The organism is Paenibacillus sp. NPDC057934 (genome assembly GCF_042887565.1).
GTDB lineage: Bacteria > Bacillota > Bacilli > Paenibacillales > Paenibacillaceae > Paenibacillus_AQ.
This window is the reverse complement of the sequence record NZ_JBHVPB010000011.1, coordinates 47,825-68,602: the sequence shown is the minus strand read 5'-3', so window position 1 is coordinate 68,602 and position 20,778 is coordinate 47,825. Positions and strand designations below refer to the sequence as shown.

Sequence of the window (20,778 nt, the reverse complement as noted above, 5' to 3'; positions counted from 1 at the left end):
GCGCGCTGCACTGCATAACGATACATAACATATAAGAGAGGGAGGGCGAACCTATGGCGTGGAAAACAGCAATCCTGACGGCCAGCGATAAAGGGGCCAGGGGCGAACGGGAAGACACGAGCGCCCAGGTGATCCGGGAGCTGGTAGAGGAAGAGCTTGGAGGGGAGATTGTTGAATATCGAATTGTCCCTGATGAGCAGGATGAGATTATTGCGGCTTTAATAGAATTAACGGATTACTTTCAGGCGGACCTGGTTCTTACAACCGGGGGGACGGATCTTGCCATCCGTGATGTAACGCCAGAAGCCACTCGGCGTGTCATTGAGCGAGAGGTACCAGGACTTTCCGAGGCGATGCGGAGTACGGTTATGCAGAAGAACCGCGCAGTAATGCTGTTTCGCGGCATTTGCGGTATACGCGGACGTACGCTGATTGTGAATCTGCCAGGCACGCCGAAGGGTGTGCACGAGAATCTGGCGGCCATCATGGACCAGCTTCCTGAGGCATTATTGATGGTGACTGGACAGTATCGCCAGTAACACTGTTTTTCCGGGTCATTTTCTTGTCATGTCACCCTATCACTCGAAGAAAATCGATGGATGTGTGATATAAGTTATGGTATTATTAAATCGTCGTAAACGGTATCATGAACGGACAGAATGACAAGGAGGATAAACAATGTTAAGTGGAATTGGTACTCCGGGAATTATCTTGCTGGTGATACTGGCGCTGTTGCTCTTTGGTCCGAATAAGCTTCCCGAACTGGGCCGGGCAGTTGGACGAACCTTTCGCGAGTTCAAGGAAGGTGCACGTGATATCGTCGGTGATTCTGAGCCGGCCAAGAAGAGCGAAGCTCCACCAGCGCCGGAAGCCCCGCAGAATGCAGCGGCCAATGTTCCGCAGGACAGACGTCTACCGGAATAATAGAACAATTAAGGCGGGGGTTTTCTCTTAAGTCGACTAGTGGCTTTGGAGAGCGCCCTCTTTTTTTGAATTGGTATCAGAAAACCCCACAAAGTATGGTGACAGAGCAGCGAGCTCCCTGCTGTACTTTGTGGGGTTATTTTGTGTCATGGGTGGTGTCTGCATGTCTGGGAAGGGTGATGAGATGTCGTTGGTGGATCATCTCACCGAATTACGAAAACGGATTATTTATGTGCTGATTGTCTTTGTACTGGGCTTGGTGGGCGGATTGTTCTGCGCTAAGCCGATCTACGAATATCTGATCCGTTCCGATCTGGCACAAGGCTTTGTGCTGCATGCCTTCTCTTTCTGGGACGGGATTGGCATGTACATGAAGATTGCCATGGCCTTATCACTGGCCATTTCGGTTCCTTTTATCATCTATCAGCTATGGGCATTCGTCAGCCCAGGGCTGCGTCAGGTGGAGCGGAACGCGGCACTACGTTATGTGCCGTACGTATTCATTCTTTTTATCCTCGGGGTATTATTCGCTTATTACATTGTGTTTCCGATGGCGCTTTCTTTTACAATCTCCATCACAAGAGATATGGGACTAGAAGAAACCTATGGCATTGCTCAATATTTTGAGTTTATGTTCAGCTTGGTCCTGCCGATGGCGCTGCTGTTTGAGCTGCCGCTGGTGGTTATGTTCCTGACCAAAATCAGAATTCTTAACCCGCTGCGTCTGCGCAAACTGAGACGGTATGCGTACTTTGTCCTGGTCTTTATTGGGATCGTGATTACCCCGCCGGATTTCATCTCTGACTTTCTGGTAGCGATTCCGCTGCTAATTTTGTATGAATTCAGTGTATTCCTCTCAGCTTTTGTATACCGAAAGCAACTCGCTGCGGATAAGGAGCTGGAGGAGCGGTACGTTAAGCGACAGGAGGATTAACGGGTGTGCTTGTAGAGCAGTGTTTTCCTGAAGCAGCACTGCGTAAGAAGCGTGACTGAATTCTCCCCATGATCAGGGTGAAAAGGGCAATCAGCACGAACAGGGCAGTGCCGTTCCATAGATCCAGGACAACGCCGCCCAGCAACGGGCCAAGTGCCCTGGAGACTTGAGGACCCATGCCGTATATGGCGAAGGCATACCCTCGCTGATCGGCCGTAGCCATCTCGGCAACGGCCTTTTGCGCATGAGGTCCGTGCAGCATCTCACCAACAGAGAAGATAAACTCTGCGGCCAGCAGCAGGAAAAGCGTGGGGGCGAACCCGTAGCCCAGTGCGACTGCAGCGAAGAGCAGGTAGGCGATGCTGAGCATGCGGCGTGCTGTGAAGCGTGCCGTCACTTTGGCAACCCACAACTGAAGCAAAATGACGGTCACACCGTTGAAGGTCAGCATCGTGGCAAGTACGGTTTTATAGTTATCGAAATGCGTCTGTAGCTGAAAAGGTAATGTGGAGTCCACCTGGGCATACAGAAAGCCAACAGGCAGGTAGCAGAGTGTCAGCCAGAGAATCATCCGGTTCTCTGGCTGTTTTGCTGCCGTCAGCCAAGATACAGCTGCCCCATTAGTTTGTCCACTTTTAGGTAGCCTGGACGGTGCCGATTCCTTCAAACGGAGCCAGAGCAGCCCTGAATAGGCAGCCAGTAGTAGTGCGGCGATCCAGAAGACGATATGCACGTTCCAGGAGAACAGCATGAGTCCGAGAGCGGGACCGAAGGCAGCGCCGAAATTAAGCGCCATATGCAGCAGCGCATAGACCTCCGCCCGCTTCTCCGGCTGGACAATGTCGGAGATCTGGGCACTGGCTGCTGGTTGGAAAAGGGCCGAGCCGATCCCGTTCAGGATAGAGGCGGCTGCGAAGAGGATGATTCCGTCTGCCAAGGCATAGCCGGCGAAGGATAGGGTTTGTAACAGTAGCGAAGCAACCATAACTGGCTTGCGTCCATACCGGTCACTGAGGCTTCCGCCGCCGATTCCGGCGAAGATGCCGAATAAGGGCTGCAGGCCGACAATCAGGATCGGCAGCAGCACAGAGCCGTTCATTTGGTCATGTAAGTATAAGACCAGAAAAGGCCGGATCATGAACATCGTTAATGAACTGAGAATAGTGCCTGTGAACTGGAGCCAAACGGCCCCGTTATAGGACCGGAAGAATGATAATAGGTTGATTTTTTTGGCTGTCATGAGGTGTTTTCCCGCTTTCTTTCACTCGGCTAGTGCGTTAATTTGTAGTTCCAAATTCTCGTATGCCAGGCTTCAGTCCCTCAAAGGTCCTGTCTTTTCGATTTCGCTTACCGATCTGCACAACTGGAGTATACATGCCGCTATTTTGTTAGTAAAATTAAGGTTGATGATGTTGATATTAGTTTTTACTAATGGCTGATTTGGGCCAGATGACCAGATGTGCTACAGAGGGGAGGATTCTTCTGCCGGCTTCCGGCAGGGGGGATGATGACTATACTCCAGTTGCAAGTGTTTGCGGCCGCAGCGGAAGCGAAGAGCTTCACCCGTGCTGCCGAAGATCTTGGTTTTACTCAATCTGCCGTTTCGCAGATGATTCAAAGTCTGGAGAAAGAATTGGGTATTCTGCTGTTTCACCGCAGCCGCCAAGGTATTGTCCTGACCGAGAACGGAGAGGCGATGCTGAAGCATGCCCGTCTTATTTTGCATACAACCCAGGTCATGAAGGAAGAAGCCGCTCTTGCCGTGCAAATGCAGGCCGGTTCGTTGCGGATCGGTGCCACGCCGGATATTGCCTGCCGGTTCGTGCCGGAATTGTCCGAGGCGTTCAAGCAGTCTTTCCCTGGCTCGGAGCTTGTGGTTTTCGAGGGAGAATCCGAGGAGATTAATGAATGGATCGCCAGTGGCGTTATTGATGTCGGTATAACAATGTTTCCAGACCCACAGTGGCATAGTGTGCCCCTGATCCGCGATGAAATGGTAGTGCTTTTACCGGAGAATCATCCGCTGGGGCAGGAATCCTTTCTAAATTTTGAGCAAATCAAAGAACAGTGCTTTCTAATGCCGAAGGACGAGGATCTGCGCAATCTGCTGCTGTCCAGCCATTCCGGCTTCAATGTTGTGATGGAAGTGAAGGATTTCAATACCATTCAGGCGATGGTACAGGAAGGCTTGGGTCTGTCTATACTGCCCCGGTTCTATATTTCCAGACTCGGCGCAAAACTACCGGCTGTTTCTTTCGCTCCTGCGCTCATGCAAGAGGTCGTGATGGCTGTCAAGGATGAGATCAATATTCCGCGGCTGGCTGCCGAATTCATGCGACTCGCTCTAGCCTATATCCGCAAGCACAGACAAGATGCTGTTACGGGTGGATGATAGGGGAGAAAGGCATATTTTTCCGACGGCTGGATAGAATGTAAAGGGGTATGTGTCGGACAACCTTCCAAAACCATTTTTTTCCGAAAACAAAATACGAATTTGTGTAAAAGGACTTGAAATCCGCTCTCAAGTTGAGTATCATAAAAATTGTTGTTAGCACTACGGAGTGTCGAGTGCTAATGATGCTGAAAAATATGGAATGACGGGTATTTCTTATGCCAGATTCATATTTTTCAAAATATCGCAGTCTTTAGACTACAGCGATATTCCTAATCTCTGTTTTCAAGAACAATCACATAATTTTAAAGGAGGCTATTTTTCATGATCAAACCTTTAGGTGAACGCGTATTGGTAGAACCGAGCGAGCAGGAGGAAACCACTTCTTTCGGAATCGTGCTTCCGGACTCCTCCAAGGAGAAGCCGCAAGAAGGCAAGGTTATCGCAGTAGGCAGCGGCGCATTGAAAGATGGCGTGCGTGTGGCACTGGAAGTTAAAGAAGGCGACCGTGTAATCTTCTCGAAGTATGCCGGAACCGAAATCAAATACGAAGGCAAAGAATATTTGATTATGAAAGAAAGCGACATTCACGCGATTCTGGACTAAGAATCGTTTATAAGCTTGAACTCAATTACTTATGAATAATGCACGAAGAAGTGTACGCTAACAAAACTAGGATGATGCTTTCGAAGCTAGTTTTGACGCAGAAGATCGAAGAAGTGCATGCTCACAAAACTTTTAGGAGGTATATTACACAATGGCAAAAGAAATCAAGTTCAGTGAAGATGCTCGCCGCGCAATGCTGCGCGGGGTTGATGCTTTGGCAAACGCGGTAAAAGTAACACTTGGACCGAAAGGCCGCAACGTGGTACTGGAGAAGAAATTCGGTAGCCCGCTGATCACTAACGACGGTGTAACCATCGCCAAAGAAATCGAACTGGAAGATGCTTTCGAGAACATGGGTGCTCAACTGGTTAAAGAAGTAGCTACCAAGACCAACGATGTTGCTGGTGACGGTACTACTACTGCAACTGTTCTGGCTCAAGCCATGATCCGTGAAGGTCTGAAGAACGTAACTGCAGGCGCTAACCCTATGGTTATCCGCAAAGGGATTGACAAAGCAGTGCGGGCAGCAATTGAAGAATTGCAGAAGATCGCTAAACCAATCGAAGGTCAACAATCTATCGCTCAAGTAGCGGCAATCTCCGCTGCTGACGATGAAGTAGGCCAACTGATTGCTGAAGCCATGGAAAAAGTAGGTAAAGACGGCGTAATCACCGTTGAAGAATCCCGCGGATTCCTGACTGAGCTTGAAGTGGTTGAAGGTATGCAGTTCGACCGTGGTTACATTTCTCCGTACATGATCACTGACACGGACAAAATGGAAGCTGTTCTGGAGAACCCGTACATCCTAATCACAGACAAGAAAATCAGCAGCACGCAAGAAATCTTGCCACTGCTTGAAAAAATCGTTCAGCAAGCTAGACCGCTTGTAATCATCGCTGAAGACATCGAAGGCGAAGCACAAGCTATGCTGATCGTGAACAAACTGCGCGGAACTTTCAACGCTGTTGCTGTTAAAGCTCCTGGCTTTGGCGACCGTCGCGAAGCTATGCTGCAAGATATCGCTGCCCTGACTGGCGGCCAAGTGATCACTGAGAAGCTCGGTCTGGACCTGAAGACTACTTCCATTGAGCAATTGGGTAACGCACGTCAAGTACGCGTAACCAAAGAGAACACTACAATCGTTGACGGAAGCGGCGACAAAGCGGACATCACTGCTCGCGTGAACCAAATCCGTGCTCAACTGGAAGACACTACTTCCGAGTTCGACAAAGAGAAATTGCAAGAGCGTCTGGCTAAATTGGCTGGCGGCGTAGCCGTTGTCAAAGTTGGCGCTGCAACTGAAACAGAATTGAAAGAGCGTAAGCTGCGCATCGAAGACGCCCTGAACGCAACCCGCGCTGCGGTTGAAGAAGGTATCGTATCCGGTGGGGGTACAGCTCTTGTGAACGTATATAACGCTGTTGCGGCAGTGAGCGTATCCGGCGACGAGAAAACCGGCGTAAACATCGTGCTTCGCGCGTTGGAAGAGCCAGTTCGCACCATCGCAGCGAACGCTGGTCAAGAAGGTTCCGTTATCGTGGACCGCTTGAAAAAAGAAGCTATCGGTATCGGCTACAACGCTGCTACTGGTGAGTGGGTGAACATGTTCGAAGCAGGGATCGTTGACCCTGCCAAAGTAACTCGTTCCGCACTGCAAAACGCTGCTTCCGTAGCGTCCATGTTCCTGACTACTGAAGCTGTTATTGCTGACAAGCCAGAACCAGCAGGCGCTGCTGGCGTTCCTGACATGGGCGGCATGGGTGGAATGGGCGGCATGATGTAATAGGTTGAAAAGCCTATAGCATCAAGGACTCTTCTTCGGAGGAATGCCGTTGATCTGTATGAAAGGGGTTGTCCCAAAAGCCATGAAATGGCTGCTTGGGACAGCCCTCTTTTTTGTAGGATGGACATCGGTACTAGTGTGGCGCTTCGCGAACGGACCGTTGTTCCAATCGCTGTGGTCCCCAGTTTTTATTTATTTCCCCTTAGCGATAAAAAAACGGAGACCAAGGCGAACGCTACCGCTTTTCCACAATCCGTCCTCTCCGCTGCTTCGAAGATAAAAGTTTCTACCATCCGCTTATAAAAATGCAAAAGAAATCGCCTTTTTGGTAAAATGGAAGTACCACACTCCTATCTCCAAAAGTAGAGATTTCTTTGTACATTTGCTTGCCAATGGATTATAAGAAGACATTCATGTGGCTGGCCGAACGTCAGCGTTCCGACTTTCGGATCTTCAATTGGTTCCGTTCGCAACAAACGAAAGACGTCTCCGAAACCGTGTTTGCAGCGGTGACGAAAGATACATCTCCCTTGGCTGTTCATTGTATTCGTAGTAAAACGTACACCTTGCCATTTGCAGGACGTCGCACATTGCTGATACCGAGTATTTATAACGGTTGGATATACGGTGAAGATATCAATCATATACTTGCTAATGATATTAGTCGTAAACATTAATATGATTAAATGAATGAACTATTAATAAAGGATAAACTCAAAATTCTGTGGAATATATGGCTATAGGACTAGGCACTAGATTCATATGTGGAAAAAATACTGTAATTTACATAGATATTAATAAATCCTTTGGAAGTAATTACTCTAGACGACGAGATATAAAATTTCAAGGAGTGGAATATTAATATGGCTTTTAATGAAAATACAAGAGTTAAAATACCGGCTATATTACATTTATACAGATTAGGATACAACTATTTATCATTGTCGAAGGCCAAATGGGATGTAAGCACCAATATTTTTACTGATATTTTTTATGATAGCATTAATCGTATTAATTCTGACATTAGTGATATAGACGTAACAAGGGTTTTTGAGAATGTGTCATTAGCCTTAGATAATGAAGACTTGGGAGAAGCCTTTTACAATATGCTCACTTCTGCAGCAGGAATTAAGCTTATTGATTTCAAAAATTTTAGTAATAATTCATTCCATGTAGTTACAGAGCTGCCGTATAAAAATGGCGATGATGAATTTAGACCTGATATTACATTATTAGTAAATGGTATGCCTCTTGCATTTATTGAAGTTAAAAAGCCGAATAATCACGAAGGAATTCTTGCTGAAAGGGATAGAATTAACACAAGGTTTAAAAATAGTAAGTTTCGAAAATTTATCAACATTTCGCAAGTCCTTGTTTTTTCGAATAATATGGAATATGATCTGGGATCAATTGAACCTATACAGGGAGCATTCTACTCTACCGTCTCCTATTCTAATGCTAACTTTAATAGTTTCAAAGAGGAAGAAGAGTTAGATTGTTCAACACTACTAAGACAAGAAGATGATGAACTAGAGAATTTTGTGTTGATGGATAACAACCTTTCATCAATTAAGCACTCTCCAGAATTCATTACTAATAAAGAAATAAATACGCCAACCAATCGGATACTAACATCTTTATTTTATAAAGATCGTTTTGCTATGTTGTTAAAATATAGTCTTGCTTATGTGAAAAGCGAAACAGGATTAGAGAAGCATATAATGCGTTATCCTCAATTGTTTGCGACAAAAGCGATTGAAAGGAATCTTGAAGAAGGAATAAAGAAAGGGATTATTTGGCATACTCAAGGGAGCGGAAAGACGGCACTATCATTCTACAATGTTCATTACTTAACGGATTATTTTCAAAATAAGGGAATCATACCTAAATTCTATTTTATTGTTGACCGCATTGACCTAATGAACCAAGCGAAAAGGGAATTTTCAAGTCGTGGTTTAATTGTTCATACAGTTGATTCAAAAGATGAGTTGGTTAGAAACTTTAGATTAAAACAGGCTCTTCATAACTTGAGTGGAAAACGGGAGATTACTGTTGTCAACATTCAGAAATTTTATGATGATACTGATATACTGGAAAATAATTACTATGATATTAACACACAAAGAGTATATTTTTTGGATGAAGTACACCGAAGTTATAATCCAACAGGTAGCTTTCTAGCTAACCTCTACAATTCTGACAGAAATGCTATTCTTATAGGTCTGACTGGAACTCCTCTTATTGGAAGAGATAGACGATCTCGTGATACCTTTGGAGACTATATTCACAAATATTATTACAATGCCTCGATAGCTGATGGTTATACACTAAAGTTGGTACGCGAAGGCATTGAGACGAATTTTAAGATTCAATTAGAGCAGGCGCTAAAAGAAGTTGAAATCCTTAAGGGTGATGTAGACAAGCGCTATATTTATGCCCACGAGAAGTTTGTTGAACCCATGATTGATTACATTGTTAAAGACTTCATGAATAGTAGAATACGATTCGGTGACCATACAATTGGTGCTATGGTTGTATGCGATAGTGCTGACCAAGCAAGAAAATTATTTGAGATTTTCATCAGTAAGTATAATCCAACCCAAAAAACAGTAGTGCCAGTACAACCTAACTTAATGGTCGCTGAGCAAGTTGCTGAATATGGAAATTATCAGAGAAGACAAAACAAAGCCCTAACAGCCTCCTTAATATTACATGATGTAGGGACTAAAGAGGATCGAAAACAAGAAGTGAACGACTTTAAAGAAGGTAAGATTGACTTTCTTTTCGTTTATAATATGTTACTTACAGGCTTTGATGCCAAGAGATTAAAGAAACTATATATAGGACGACTTATCAAAGATCACAATTTATTACAAACCTTAACGAGGGTGAACAGACCGTATAAAAAATTCAAATATGGATTTGTCGTTGACTTTGCAGACATACGTAAAGAGTTTGATGCTACCAATAAAGCATATTTTGATGAGTTACAAGCAGAGCTTGGTGATGAAATGCATACTTATTCCAACCTGTTTAAATCGAGAGAAGAGATTGAAGAAGAAATAAAGGAGATAAAGGAAAAGCTTTTTCATTTTGATTTAAATAATGCGGAAATATTCTCACAGCAAATAAGTCAAATTGAAGACCGGAAAAAAGTTCTAGAAATAAAAAGGGTTTTAGAGAACACAAAAAATCTTTACAATATGATACGTGTATATGATCATACAGATCTATTGGAGAAAGTTGACTTTAAAAAACTAAATCAGCTTTATAACGAAGCTACGAGACACTTGGAATTGCTGAATCTTAAGGAATCTTTACAGAATAGCACGGATACCACTAATCTACTAAATGTCGCTTTAGAAAATGTGCTGTTTATGTTTCGAAAAGTCTCAGAAGATGAACTAGTAATTGCAGATCAACTTAAAGATACGCTTCGCAAAACCCGTGAAGCACTTGCCTCTAATTTTGACCAAAATGACCCGGAATTCGTTTCTTTATACGAGGAACTGAAACGTTTGTTTGCGAAAAAGAATCTAAGTGAAATTTCGCAGGATGATATGAAAAGTAATATTGGTTCGTTGCAGCAAATATATGATAAAATAACTGAGCTCAACCGAAAAAATAACTTGCTAAAAGCGAAATATAAAAATGATGTTAAATATGCCCGAATCCATAAACGCGTTTTGGAAAAGGGAAGCATTTCTAAAAGGGAAAGCGAAATATGTGAGTCGTTATTAGATATAAAGAAACACGCTGACGAGAAAGTACTGATTAATACTAAATTACTAGATAACGAGAGTTATTTTGATAAGCTGATGATTCAAATGGTTATTGGAAGTTTTATCAAAACTAGTATCGAGTTAAATCCTGAATCTGCTAAATACATTAACAACTGTTTGGTAAAAGAATATGTGAACGAATACAAGGGAGTAACAGCATGATGACACAAGATTTTACACAGCAAACAAAAGATCTAATTGATAACCTGAAAGGGGTTTGTACTTCTTATGGCTTGGGGAATGATGGGAATGAATTTAAAATCATCACCCAAGTGTTTCTATATAAATTTATGAATGATAAGTTTGGTTATGAGGTAAAAGAGCTTGAGCCCAAACTCAGAAGTTCAGAGAATTGGGAACAGGAAATAGTAAAATATTCTGACGACCAATATGAGATGTTACTTCTTCGAATGAATCCAGATAGTGCAAAGTTAAAAAGGGAGCATTATTTATCTTATTTGTATAACAAACAGGCTTCTGAAGAGTTTGCTAAATTATTTGATGATACTCTCCGTGATATAGCCTTTTTCAACAAGGACATTTTTTCAGTAAAAACAGGTACAGGAGCAAAAATTACTTTGTTTGATGAATTGAGCAATTATATCACTGACAGCTCTCAACGAGATAACTTTTGCCGTGCAATAATTAATCAGTTGGTGAATTTTAGTTTTGAGAAAACTTTCAATCAGAAGTTCGATTTTTTCTCTACCATTTTTGAATACTTGATTAAAGATTACAACAAGGATGGTGGGGGCAAGTATGCAGAGTATTACACACCGCATGCAGTAGCAAAAATTATGGCTTCTATATTGGTAGATCAACCAGTGAGCAATGTAACTTGCTATGATCCTTCAGCTGGTTCGGGAACATTACTGATGAACTTGGCACATGCCATTGGTGAAGACCGTTGTACTATTTATTCACAGGATATTTCGCAGAAGTCGAGCAGTATGCTGCGTTTGAATCTGATTTTGAATAACTTAGTACACTCTATACAAAATATCATACAAGGAAATACAATGATTTCGCCCTATCACAAAGAAGGTGATAAGTTGATGACCTTCGATTACATTGTTTCTAATCCTCCTTTTAAGCTGGATTTTAGCGATTATAAAAATGACCTTGATACAAAGCAGAACCATGATCGTTTTTTTGCAGGTATACCCAACGTGCCTAAAAAAGATAAAGATAAGATGTCTATATATTTGCTATTTATCCAGCACATTATGTTTTCTTTATCTTCTTCGAAAGGAAAGGCTGCCATAGTAGTACCTACAGGATTTATTACAGCACAAAGTGGCATAGAAAAGAAAATTCGCGAAAAGATAGTAGAGCAGAAAATGCTTCGGGGTGTGATTTCAATGCCAAGCAATATATTTGCAACCACGGGTACTAACGTATCGGTGTTGTTTTTAGATAGAGGGAATACCAAGGGTGATATTGTGCTGATGGATGCTTCAAGACTTGGTATAACTGTAAAAGAGGGGAAGAATCAAAAAACGTTGCTTTCACCGGTGGAAGAGGATTCAATTATCAACACGTTTAATAATTATGAAGTAGTGGAAGATTTTTCTGTAGTTGTTTCTTATGAACAGATTAAAGAGAAAAACTATTCATTTAGTGCGGGTCAATACTTTGATATAAAGATGGATTATATTGATATAACTTCAGTTGAGTTCGAGAATAAAGTATCAGAAATTAAAAAAAAGCTGAACGGATACTTTTCAGAATCTACTTCTTTAGATACAGAAATTTTAAAGCAGTTAGAGGGTCTAAAGTATGATTAGGTTGAAAACTTATAAATTTAATGAATTATATAAGATGAGTTCTGGGATTTCAAGTAAACCTGAACAAGCAGGTTATGGTTCGCCATTTTTATCATTTAGCACTATATTTAATAATTATTTCCTTCCTGATAAACTACCAGATGCTATGAACACTTCAAAGGAGGAACAAGAAAATTATTCCATTAGAAAAGGCGACGTTTTTTTAACAAGAACAAGTGAAACATTAGGTGAACTGGCTATGAGTTCAGTATCATTAAAAGATTATCCTAAGGCTACATTTAGTGGTTTTGCCAAAAGATTAAGACCTATTCAAAAGGATATCACGTATGATAAATTTATGGGATTTTATCTTAGAAGTGAGTACTTTAGAAAAATAATTAATAACAATGCAACTATGACGTTAAGAGCTAGTTTTAATGAAAATATATTCTCATATATAAAAGTTCAACTTCCAGATTATCAAACACAAGTGCAAATAGGTAATTTGTTATATAATTTAGAAGAAAAGAAAGCATTAAATGATAAAATAAATAAAGAGCTTGAAAGCCTTGCAAAAACTATTTACGACTACTGGTTTGTTCAGTTTGATTTTCCTAATGAAGAAGGCAAACCCTACAAAACAAGTGGCGGTAAAATGGTTTGGAATGAAACGTTAAAGCAACAAATTCCGGAAGGATGGTCTAATGGTACACTTTCTGACATTGGTGATATAATTGGTGGTAGTACTCCTTCTAAAAAGAATTCAGATTACTTTAGTTCTAATGGTACAGCTTGGATTACCCCTAGGGATTTATCAATGAATCTTGGAAATAAGTTTATAGTCAGAGGGAATTTAGATGTTAGCGATTTAGGTATTAAAGCCGCTTCACTTAAGATAATGCCTAAAGGTACAGTTCTTTTGAGTTCTCGAGCACCAATAGGATATATGGCAGTAGCTAATGGTATAGTAACTACTAACCAGGGTTTCAAGTCGTTTGTACCGAAAAAAAATTATTCAACACCCTTTATGTTTTATGCAATTAAAAACTCTTTACCGGAAATTATTAAAAATGCATCTGGGTCAACTTTCAAAGAAGTATCTGGAAGTGTGTTGAAAACTATCAAAATCACTTTACCCCCGAAAAGTATTATTTCGAATTATACTAAAAAAGTCAGCTCAATATTTGAAAGACAAAGCACACTTGAATTGGAGAATAATGAACTTACAGGACTTCGTGACTGGTTGCTTCCTATGCTCATAAATGGGCAGGTAAAGTTTAGGTAACAATATTTAAACATACAGGTAAAGGACATTGACCACTATTTGACCATTAACTCAACGTACTCATAAGTGGAAGTGAACATAATGGACGATTCTTCAATATTTTATGGACATAAAAAATTGAAAATCATGAAAAAACACATAAAACTCATCGAGTGTCGTGGGCGGCATGATGTAATAAGTTATATAAAACCCTTGAGGGGCCTGGTTTTATGGGCTCTTCAAGGGTTTTTATTTTTTGGGAAATAAGGGTACCCAAAAACTTTGAAGCCATCAATTTCGTGAATGGTTTCATTCTATTTTCGTATTTCACGAACTTTGGAATCTGTCTTAAAAATGCATCTTGGGCAGTAGTACGGCTAGGATCGTCATTGTTGATAATGCTTTTGGTTTACAGATCATACCAGCATCCAGTAGAATAAATGCAACAGAAGCAACCTGCCCTGCCAGTAATGGTAGGGCATTTTACATAAGGAGTGTTAGTGTGAAAAAAATATTCAGAGAGTTTGGTGTCCACTTTTGTGTGGCAACTATTCTTATAGTCCTTTCGTTATTAATCAAAGATCATGATGATACGAATATGGAACAGCTATCCTTGATGATCGTACTGATGTCTGGAGCGCTTATATCTATCGGCGGATATCGCTATCTGAGAAACAGAAAAGGTATTGAAATGATAATTGGCGGAGTTATTGTGTTAGGCATAGCTTTGTTTTACTTGTCTTTTGAAGTGTGAACAATTTAGCGCTAAATGCAAAGTGCCGACTGAAGGGGATATAACATGTTTTTAGCAGATGAAGATTATCAATATAGAAGTACATATTTTATCGTTGCGCATTTGGAGCCACTAATCTATGGTCTGCTTATATTGTTTTTAATAGTAGTGGGCTTGTTATGCTGGAACAAATACTTAAAGAAGAGAGATAAGGATTAAGAATAATAGTTAGGACGAAGGGGCTCCCTGAGTCGGTTAAATTAATGAATTCAATTTTCTAGACATTGTTCGGTTCGCTGTATAAGGAATGGGCTACATGCTGTAATAAAGGTCGACCAATCCTTTTTTAGCCGTATAAGAGTAAAGCCATTACTCAAGCCCCGCCTTGATGGGTACGGCCGGAAGGTTAGCAGAAGAGTTCCTTTTTCGCCTAAAAAGATAAACAGCATTTTCATCCGACGGGGGCAGTATGAGAGAAGAAAGCTTCTCGTCTAGCTCCATAGTAAACTTATCAGCGTTATAATAGGCGTCGAAATCTCCGGTAAATGCGGGATTCTTTGTTCCGATAACGATATATAGGTCAACTGAGGGTGTCTTGAATACATGTTTTTCATATGCGTTTTTAGGTACAGGCCAAGAACATAGCACTACCTGGGGAGTGTATTTGAGCAGGGCCGTTTTGGCGTCCGCTTTTTCCACAAAGGAGGGGTAAGCTATATAATGGCTCCAACTATAGTCATCGGTAGCTTGGCAGTTTATATGCTCACTCTTCAAAAAATTAGTCAAGGTGCCGTCACCGGCAGCGATTTCAAGACAGGATTGGTTACCGATCAGACTTGAAAGCTCTTTGATGAACGCTCGCGAATAGAAACAATAGATTCCTTTTTTATTGACCAGAGGCATTAATATTTTCTTATGGATGACAAACCTCCACCAAAACTTGAAAAGTCCCAGTGAGACGGGCTTCCTCTCAAGACCTCTTCTGAATAAAAGCTTCTGCAATATAGTGCCGTCCCAAAGATTGAACTTTACATTGTTCTCTAGGGTTTTGGATGAAATAGCGATATTAAGCTGCTCTAGCAGATAAATAGCAAATCGGGCTTTAATCACATCTGGCAAAAATGCATTTATTGTTGTTTCATTAAACCTGCTTTTTTGAATTTTAGTATGAGCAATCTTTGCGCTTACCGTATATTTATCAAGGATGGCCGTAATAAGCTGTGACTCTCTGCTATTTTTTAGCGCGCTAATTTCTAGCAGGACCCCTTCTTGATACTCCGGATATTGTTGTAATAATACTTCCATGCTAATTTCATTGGCCAATATTTTTTTGGCGGTGCTGCTTGTGAAATTTCTCATGTTATTCTCCAGTAATCATTTAGTGATAAATTTTAGTTAATTCAAAATTAATCCATATTATACTTTAAAATTCCTAATAAAGAGTTTATAGGAAAATGTGAAAAAGAATAATGAAAAATGATATAGACTACTGGTATTATTGGGGAATTGAACTGAACATATATGACTGTACTAAGGAGAGATTCATCAATGAATATGACATGGGATCTGGATAGCCTGTATCCTTCTTTTGAGTCCGACAAGCTCAAAGAAGATCGCAGGCGTCTGGGGCAATATATAGAAGACTTAAAAGAGTGGGCTATGGCAAATTTGCATACTGCGGGGCCTACACCTGCTGCAACCGAAGCTTATTTGAGGATATATAATCAATATAAAGGTGTATATGTCTGCCTGATGGCCTACGCAGAGCTGGTTCTCAGCGCTGACGGTAGCAGTCAGGAGGCAATACATCTTCTGGATGATATTGAAAATGCGAATGCAGAAATTGTAGGTCTCCTTGCAGGATTTAAACGCTGGTATGCTAATTGTGAGAATTTGGATGAGCTTGCCGGAAGCTCAGCGTATCTACTGGAGCATCATTTTTATTTAAGCGAAGTGCTGGGCCAATCGAGGTTTGTGTTAAATGAAGAAGTGGAGGCAGCTATTGCCAAAATGCAGAGCACCGGGTCCAAAGCCTGGGAAAGGCTTTATATGGAGACAGCTTCGAGCGTGCTTGCAGAACTTGAAACGGGAGATGGGGCGCGTAAAGCAACACTGGCGGAACTGAGAAGCATGGCTTATGATCACAACCCAAAGGTAAGAAAAGCAGCTTATGAGGCAGAGATTGGGGCCTATAAATCAATTGCCCAAATCTGTGCGGCCTGTATCAACGGAATTAGTGGTGAGGCGCTAACAGTGTACGGAATGCGGGGATACACTTCACCTTTGGACAAGGTACTGATAGCTTCAAGAATGGACCGTGAAACATTGAACGCCATGCTCTCGGCACTTCAAGAAAGCTTGCCAAGCTTTCACAAATTTTATGAGAAAAAGGCGGTACTGCTGGGACATTCAGCCAAGTTGCCTTTCTATGATCTTTTTGCGCCAATGGATGAAGAAAAGAGTGGTATCTCCTATGAAGACGCAAAGAACACCATAGTATCTAGCTTCGGAACCTTTAGCGGGGAGCTGGGCGACTTTGCCCGGAAGGTATTTGAACAACATTGGATTGATGCGGAGCCGAGAGCTGGAAAAGGCGGCTACGGAATGTGTATTGATATTTTTCCGATTCAGGAAAGCAGAATTATGACTCAGTTCACAGGGAATTCAATGGATATTGCTGTGCTTGCTCATGAGATTGGTCATGCCTATCATAGCTCCTGCCTGGCGGGTGAGACGATGCTGAATACGGATTATCCGATTCCGATTGCCGAGACGGCTTCGATTTTTTGTGAGACATTGGTCAACCAGACATTAATTGCAGGTGCGAAAGACAAAGAGATTGTGCCGATTCTGGAGAGAAGTATTTCTGACGCTGGCTATTATCTTGTGGATTTCTATGCCCGATATTTATTTGAGGTACGTTTGTATGAGCGCAGGGCATCAGGAACGGTGCCTGTTCAGGAGCTTAATGAGCTAATGCTTACATGTCTGTTGGAAGCTTATGGGGAGAGCATTGATCCGGACACGATTCATTCGTATATGTGGCTGAACAAAGTGGGGTATTTTATGTCAGGGAATGAATTTTTGAACTTTCCATATTCATTCGGCCTGTTGTTTTCCAAGGGTCTTTATGCGGAGTACTTGAAAAGAGGAGAGGATTTTGCAACTCAGTATCGTCTGTTCTTGAGTGCTACAAGCCAGCATAACATCGTTGATATGGCCGCCAAAATGGGCATCAATGTTCACGCCGTTGATTTCTGGAGAGGGGCGCTCAGTCTGATAGAGGAAGATATTGTAGAGTTTATCCGGAGGGCTTAAATTGGGATGGAGAAGTATTCATTAGTGCGCTATTACTATTAGCGTCTTCATTTATATTTGGTCCATGCTTCACCGGAACATTCGCCTGAGTCCACGCTCGAGTTTGAAAAGGCTTTTATAGCAGGAAAACATACCGTTAATTGTTTCAATTTATCTTATTTGGCATGAATAAATGGAATCTATCCTGTTAAAAACCTCTTTTATCCGTAATATGGTCTAGTCATGAGGTAATTAACAGGATATTTTCCAGTTACATTTAGAAAAGAAGAATATTTAATCAAAATAACAGGAGTTGTTCCCGTTATTCCAATGCCCTATCGTGTAAAGTTGAACTTTTCGACGCATTAGTCTATTAGTCTACGACCATGCTGAACGCAGTCACATCACCTCGTGAGTTCTCACACTCACACTCCAGTTCTCACTCTCCAGTTCTCACTCTCCAGTTCCCACAATCACTCGCCAATTCCCGTCGCAAGTGGCTTCAATATGCCCCTTCTGCTCAATATAATGCGTCACAATCTCCGATATATCGGTGAGAATTTCTTTGACGACCGGTTTACCTAAATACATCTCGTAGTCGCCCCCGCCGACCGCACGGTAGTTATTCATAACAACATCATAATCCCCGTCATTGTCCAGCGGCTTGCCATGGTAGTTCAGAAGGGTCACCCGCTCGCCGACAGGCCGGGCAATATCAAGAACGTATTCAATGCCCTCCCACATATCATAATTGTAATGCTGCGGCTTCGGCTCGATATAGGTTGGGTTAATCTCAAGCTGGCCGTTTGCATCGAGTTGGAAGTAATTCGCGGTCTGCTCCAAGGCCTGCCGGATATCGCTTCCTTTCAGTCGTAGCACGGTTAGTGTGTTGGGATAAATGAAGTTGGCCAGAATGTCACGGCGTGTAATGGTCTTATCGAAACCTCTGCACTCGTTGCGAAGCAGCGGTGCTGCAGAAATGTCCACGCCCGCGGCTTCCATCTGCACCTTGTTCATGAATTCAATGAACGGGTGATCGGACAACCGGCATTCGGCAGCGTTAGCGATGGAGAGGTCCCCCTGAACCTGTCCCACGGTGTAGTCAAGCCAGACCTGTGTTTCAGCTTCAACGGTTCGTGTCAGCTCAATAATGCGCTCATCCACAGGAATAGTGGAGTCTACAGATAGCAATTCGGCCTGCTTGTCCCGAAGTGTCCATTTACCGTTTACTTCGGTGAAGGTGACTGTGATTTTGCCAAGCGACTCCCCGTTGAAGCCGGGCTGAATTACAGTTACTCCATTGATTTCACTGGTGATGGAACGGTGCTGGTGACCGGTAATCAACACATCTAGTCCCTCAATCTCCATACACATCGCATAGCCTTGGTTCTCCCCGGTAAGTCTTTCTGTAGGTTCCCCGGTCTGCAGATCCCGTTCGAACCCGCCATGATACGAAACGACCAGAAGGTCGGGCTGTTCGTTAGTCCGAATGTCCGCACACCACTTTTTCACAGATTCAAGGGCGTCATGGAATTCCAATCCCTCAAGATGGAGAGCGTTCTCCCAATGGGGGATATAATGAGTAGTTACGCCAAGGATCACAACTTTGATTTTCTGATCGATCCATTTTACAATATAGGGCTTGCCGAAGGCCGGTTCACCAGTTTCGCTATGAGTGATCCCCGCCGAGAGCCACGGGAAGTTGGAATCCTGCACAGCTTTGCCGAGCACATCCATCCCGAAGTTGAATTCATGATTACCGAAAACTGCCGCATCGTAGCGGAGTTCATTCAGAACTGCAATTGCCGGATGGTAGTTCTCTTTGCCTTGAGTGGCTGAATAATAGGCCAGCGGCGTACCTTGTATAAGGTCACCGTTGTCGATCAGCAGCAGTTCAGGCGTATGAAGTCGTTCCTTATGGATGAGGGTGGCGATTTGGGCCACGCCCTGATTACGCACCTCGCGGGTCCGGTAATCGACAGGCTGGATATGGCCGTGCAGATCACTCGTGACGAGAATTTCACAGGTGATAGTATCGTTTTTTTTCATTAGTAATAGGCCTCCCCAAGATCATTTCGCTATCATTCTAACAGAAATAAAAGTGGATTTAAGAGGTTGGGTGAAGATTTTACGGAGAATTGACAATCAGCCCCCTTACTTTTAACAGAATCCCTTTATAGTTTAGAAGTACAAAAAATAGACAAATCTGGAGGTCTTAAGGTTGAAAAAAATCAGTAAATTCGTTTTGCCGCTAATGATGTCTTTTGCATTACTTAGTGGTTGTGGATCCAACAACACGAACCAGGCCAACTCCGCAGACCAAGGATCGGCTAATGCTACCAATGCACCACAGGAAACGACGGCTCCAGTAGCGGAAGGCTATGTTCCCGAGAAGCTGACAGTACAATTTGTACCATCTCAGAATGCGGATACGCTCGAAGCCAAAGCCAAGCCTCTAGAAAAATTGCTGAGCGACAGACTTGGAATTCCTGTCCAAGTTAGCATCTCCACTGACTACAACACCGTGATCGAAGCAATGGCTTCTAAGAAAGTGGACGTAGGCTTCTTGCCGCCAACTGCTTATGTTCTTGCCAAGGAAAAAGGCGCTGCTGAAGTTATCCTGCAAGCACAACGCTTCGGGGTGAACGATGATACAGGCGCACCTACCGATCAACTGGTGGATTTCTATAAATCGATGATCATTGTTAAAAAAGATTCTCCGATCCAAACCGTTGCCGATCTGAAAGGGAAGAAGATTGCTTACCAGAACGTAACTTCTTCTGCTGGTTTTGTATGGCCGGCTGCGACGCTGATGGACGCAGGTCTTGACCCCTTGAAGGATGTTCAGGCGATCACAGTGAAGGGGCATGACCAGGGCGTCTTGGCCGTGCTGAACGGCGATGTTGATGCCGCTGCTATTTTCCAGGATGCCCGTAACATCGTCCTGAAAGACTATCCGAAAGTGTTTGAAGACACTCGGGTACTGGCCTTTACGGACAAGATCCCTAATGACACCATCTCGGTTCGCTCCGACATGAATAAAGAGTGGGTGGAGAAAATCCAGAATGCCTTCATCGATATTGTGGCTGACAAAGAAGGTCATGAGATCATCAAGGATATTTATTCCCACGAAGGATATGTAAAATCCGATGACAGCAAATTCGATATCGTTCGCGAATACAACGAGAAGGTTAAAACAGAGTAGGTCGGGTCTTTCACAACAATCTTACTGATAAGACATGAGGATAGCCGGTCCGGGCGTTTGCCCCGGTCTGGCTATCTCTTTTATTCGATATA

General features: G+C 42.7%; 16 protein-coding genes. 13 read left to right on the top strand and 3 right to left on the bottom strand.

Annotated elements, in window-relative coordinates:
• Positions 1-53 precede the first annotated feature (53 nt).
• The 3 genes from ACFVRY_RS23750 to tatC all read left to right on the top strand — a co-directional run bounded on the left by ACFVRY_RS23750 (position 54) and on the right by tatC (position 1,858).
• Positions 54-539: a MogA/MoaB family molybdenum cofactor biosynthesis protein gene (locus ACFVRY_RS23750; RefSeq protein WP_020429419.1), complete on the top strand. Its 486-nt coding sequence runs from the start codon at positions 54-56 to the stop codon at positions 537-539.
• A gap of 139 nt (positions 540-678) precedes the next feature.
• On the top strand, positions 679-924 hold the full coding sequence (gene tatA / locus ACFVRY_RS23745) for a twin-arginine translocase TatA/TatE family subunit (protein ID WP_175373943.1): 246 nt from the start codon (positions 679-681) through the stop codon (positions 922-924).
• 163 nt (positions 925-1,087) lie between these two features.
• Positions 1,088-1,858 carry a twin-arginine translocase subunit TatC gene (gene tatC, locus ACFVRY_RS23740; RefSeq protein ID WP_387502770.1) on the top strand — a complete coding sequence of 257 codons (771 nt, stop codon included), beginning with the start codon at positions 1,088-1,090 and terminating at the stop codon, positions 1,856-1,858.
• Here tatC and ACFVRY_RS23735 read toward each other — a convergent pair.
• The gene (locus ACFVRY_RS23735; protein WP_387502769.1) at positions 1,839-3,098 is read right to left on the bottom strand and encodes an MDR family MFS transporter; all 1,260 of its coding nucleotides are present in this window, start codon (positions 3,096-3,098) and stop codon (positions 1,839-1,841) included. The two genes, tatC and ACFVRY_RS23735, sit on opposite strands and share 20 nt — an antisense overlap.
• A gap of 264 nt (positions 3,099-3,362) precedes the next feature.
• Here ACFVRY_RS23735 and ACFVRY_RS23730 point away from each other — a divergent pair, with 264 nt between their 5' ends.
• From ACFVRY_RS23730 to ACFVRY_RS23695, 8 genes are all read left to right on the top strand, one after another.
• On the top strand, positions 3,363-4,250 hold the full coding sequence (locus tag ACFVRY_RS23730; protein ID WP_387502768.1) for a LysR family transcriptional regulator: 888 nt from the start codon (positions 3,363-3,365) through the stop codon (positions 4,248-4,250).
• A 324-nt stretch (positions 4,251-4,574) separates the two neighbouring features.
• Positions 4,575-4,856 carry a co-chaperone GroES gene (gene groES, locus ACFVRY_RS23725; RefSeq protein ID WP_175373947.1) on the top strand — a complete coding sequence of 94 codons (282 nt, stop codon included), beginning with the start codon at positions 4,575-4,577 and terminating at the stop codon, positions 4,854-4,856.
• 151 nt (positions 4,857-5,007) lie between these two features.
• Positions 5,008-6,639 (top strand): chaperonin GroEL, encoded by a 1,632-nt coding sequence (gene groL / locus ACFVRY_RS23720; protein WP_387502767.1) that lies wholly within the window; start codon positions 5,008-5,010, stop codon positions 6,637-6,639.
• Positions 6,640-7,031: 392 nt separating this feature from the next.
• Positions 7,032-7,316 (top strand): hypothetical protein, encoded by a 285-nt coding sequence (locus ACFVRY_RS23715; protein WP_387502766.1) that lies wholly within the window; start codon positions 7,032-7,034, stop codon positions 7,314-7,316.
• A 186-nt stretch (positions 7,317-7,502) separates the two neighbouring features.
• Positions 7,503-10,583, top strand: a complete 3,081-nt coding sequence (locus tag ACFVRY_RS23710; RefSeq protein WP_387502765.1) for a type I restriction endonuclease subunit R — start codon at positions 7,503-7,505, stop codon at positions 10,581-10,583.
• A complete protein-coding gene (locus ACFVRY_RS23705) occupies positions 10,580-12,208 on the top strand; it encodes an HsdM family class I SAM-dependent methyltransferase (protein WP_387502764.1) in 1,629 nt (542 codons plus the stop codon). Before ACFVRY_RS23710 ends, ACFVRY_RS23705 begins: the two co-directional genes overlap by 4 nt.
• Complete coding sequence (locus tag ACFVRY_RS23700) at positions 12,201-13,472, top strand: restriction endonuclease subunit S (protein WP_387502763.1); 1,272 nt, start codon at positions 12,201-12,203, stop codon at positions 13,470-13,472. The genes ACFVRY_RS23705 and ACFVRY_RS23700 overlap by 8 nt, the downstream gene beginning before the upstream one ends.
• A gap of 481 nt (positions 13,473-13,953) precedes the next feature.
• Entirely contained in the window at positions 13,954-14,205 is a 252-nt protein-coding gene (locus ACFVRY_RS23695; protein WP_387502762.1) for a hypothetical protein, read from the top strand.
• 348 nt (positions 14,206-14,553) lie between these two features.
• Here ACFVRY_RS23695 and ACFVRY_RS23690 read toward each other — a convergent pair whose 3' ends face one another.
• Entirely contained in the window at positions 14,554-15,543 is a 990-nt protein-coding gene (locus tag ACFVRY_RS23690; RefSeq protein ID WP_387502761.1) for a hypothetical protein, read from the bottom strand.
• A gap of 189 nt (positions 15,544-15,732) precedes the next feature.
• Here ACFVRY_RS23690 and ACFVRY_RS23685 point away from each other — a divergent pair, with 189 nt between their 5' ends.
• Complete coding sequence (locus ACFVRY_RS23685; protein WP_387502760.1) at positions 15,733-17,502, top strand: M3 family oligoendopeptidase; 1,770 nt, start codon at positions 15,733-15,735, stop codon at positions 17,500-17,502.
• A 432-nt stretch (positions 17,503-17,934) separates the two neighbouring features.
• Here the strand turns inward: ACFVRY_RS23685 and ACFVRY_RS23680 are convergent, their stop codons facing one another.
• Positions 17,935-19,530, bottom strand: a complete 1,596-nt coding sequence (locus ACFVRY_RS23680; RefSeq protein ID WP_387502759.1) for a bifunctional metallophosphatase/5'-nucleotidase — start codon at positions 19,528-19,530, stop codon at positions 17,935-17,937.
• Between the two features lie 172 nt (positions 19,531-19,702).
• On the opposite strand from ACFVRY_RS23680, the gene ACFVRY_RS23675 reads away from it, so the two are divergent.
• The gene (locus ACFVRY_RS23675; protein WP_066377456.1) at positions 19,703-20,686 is read left to right on the top strand and encodes a phosphate/phosphite/phosphonate ABC transporter substrate-binding protein; all 984 of its coding nucleotides are present in this window, start codon (positions 19,703-19,705) and stop codon (positions 20,684-20,686) included.
• Positions 20,687-20,778: the final 92 nt, after the last annotated feature.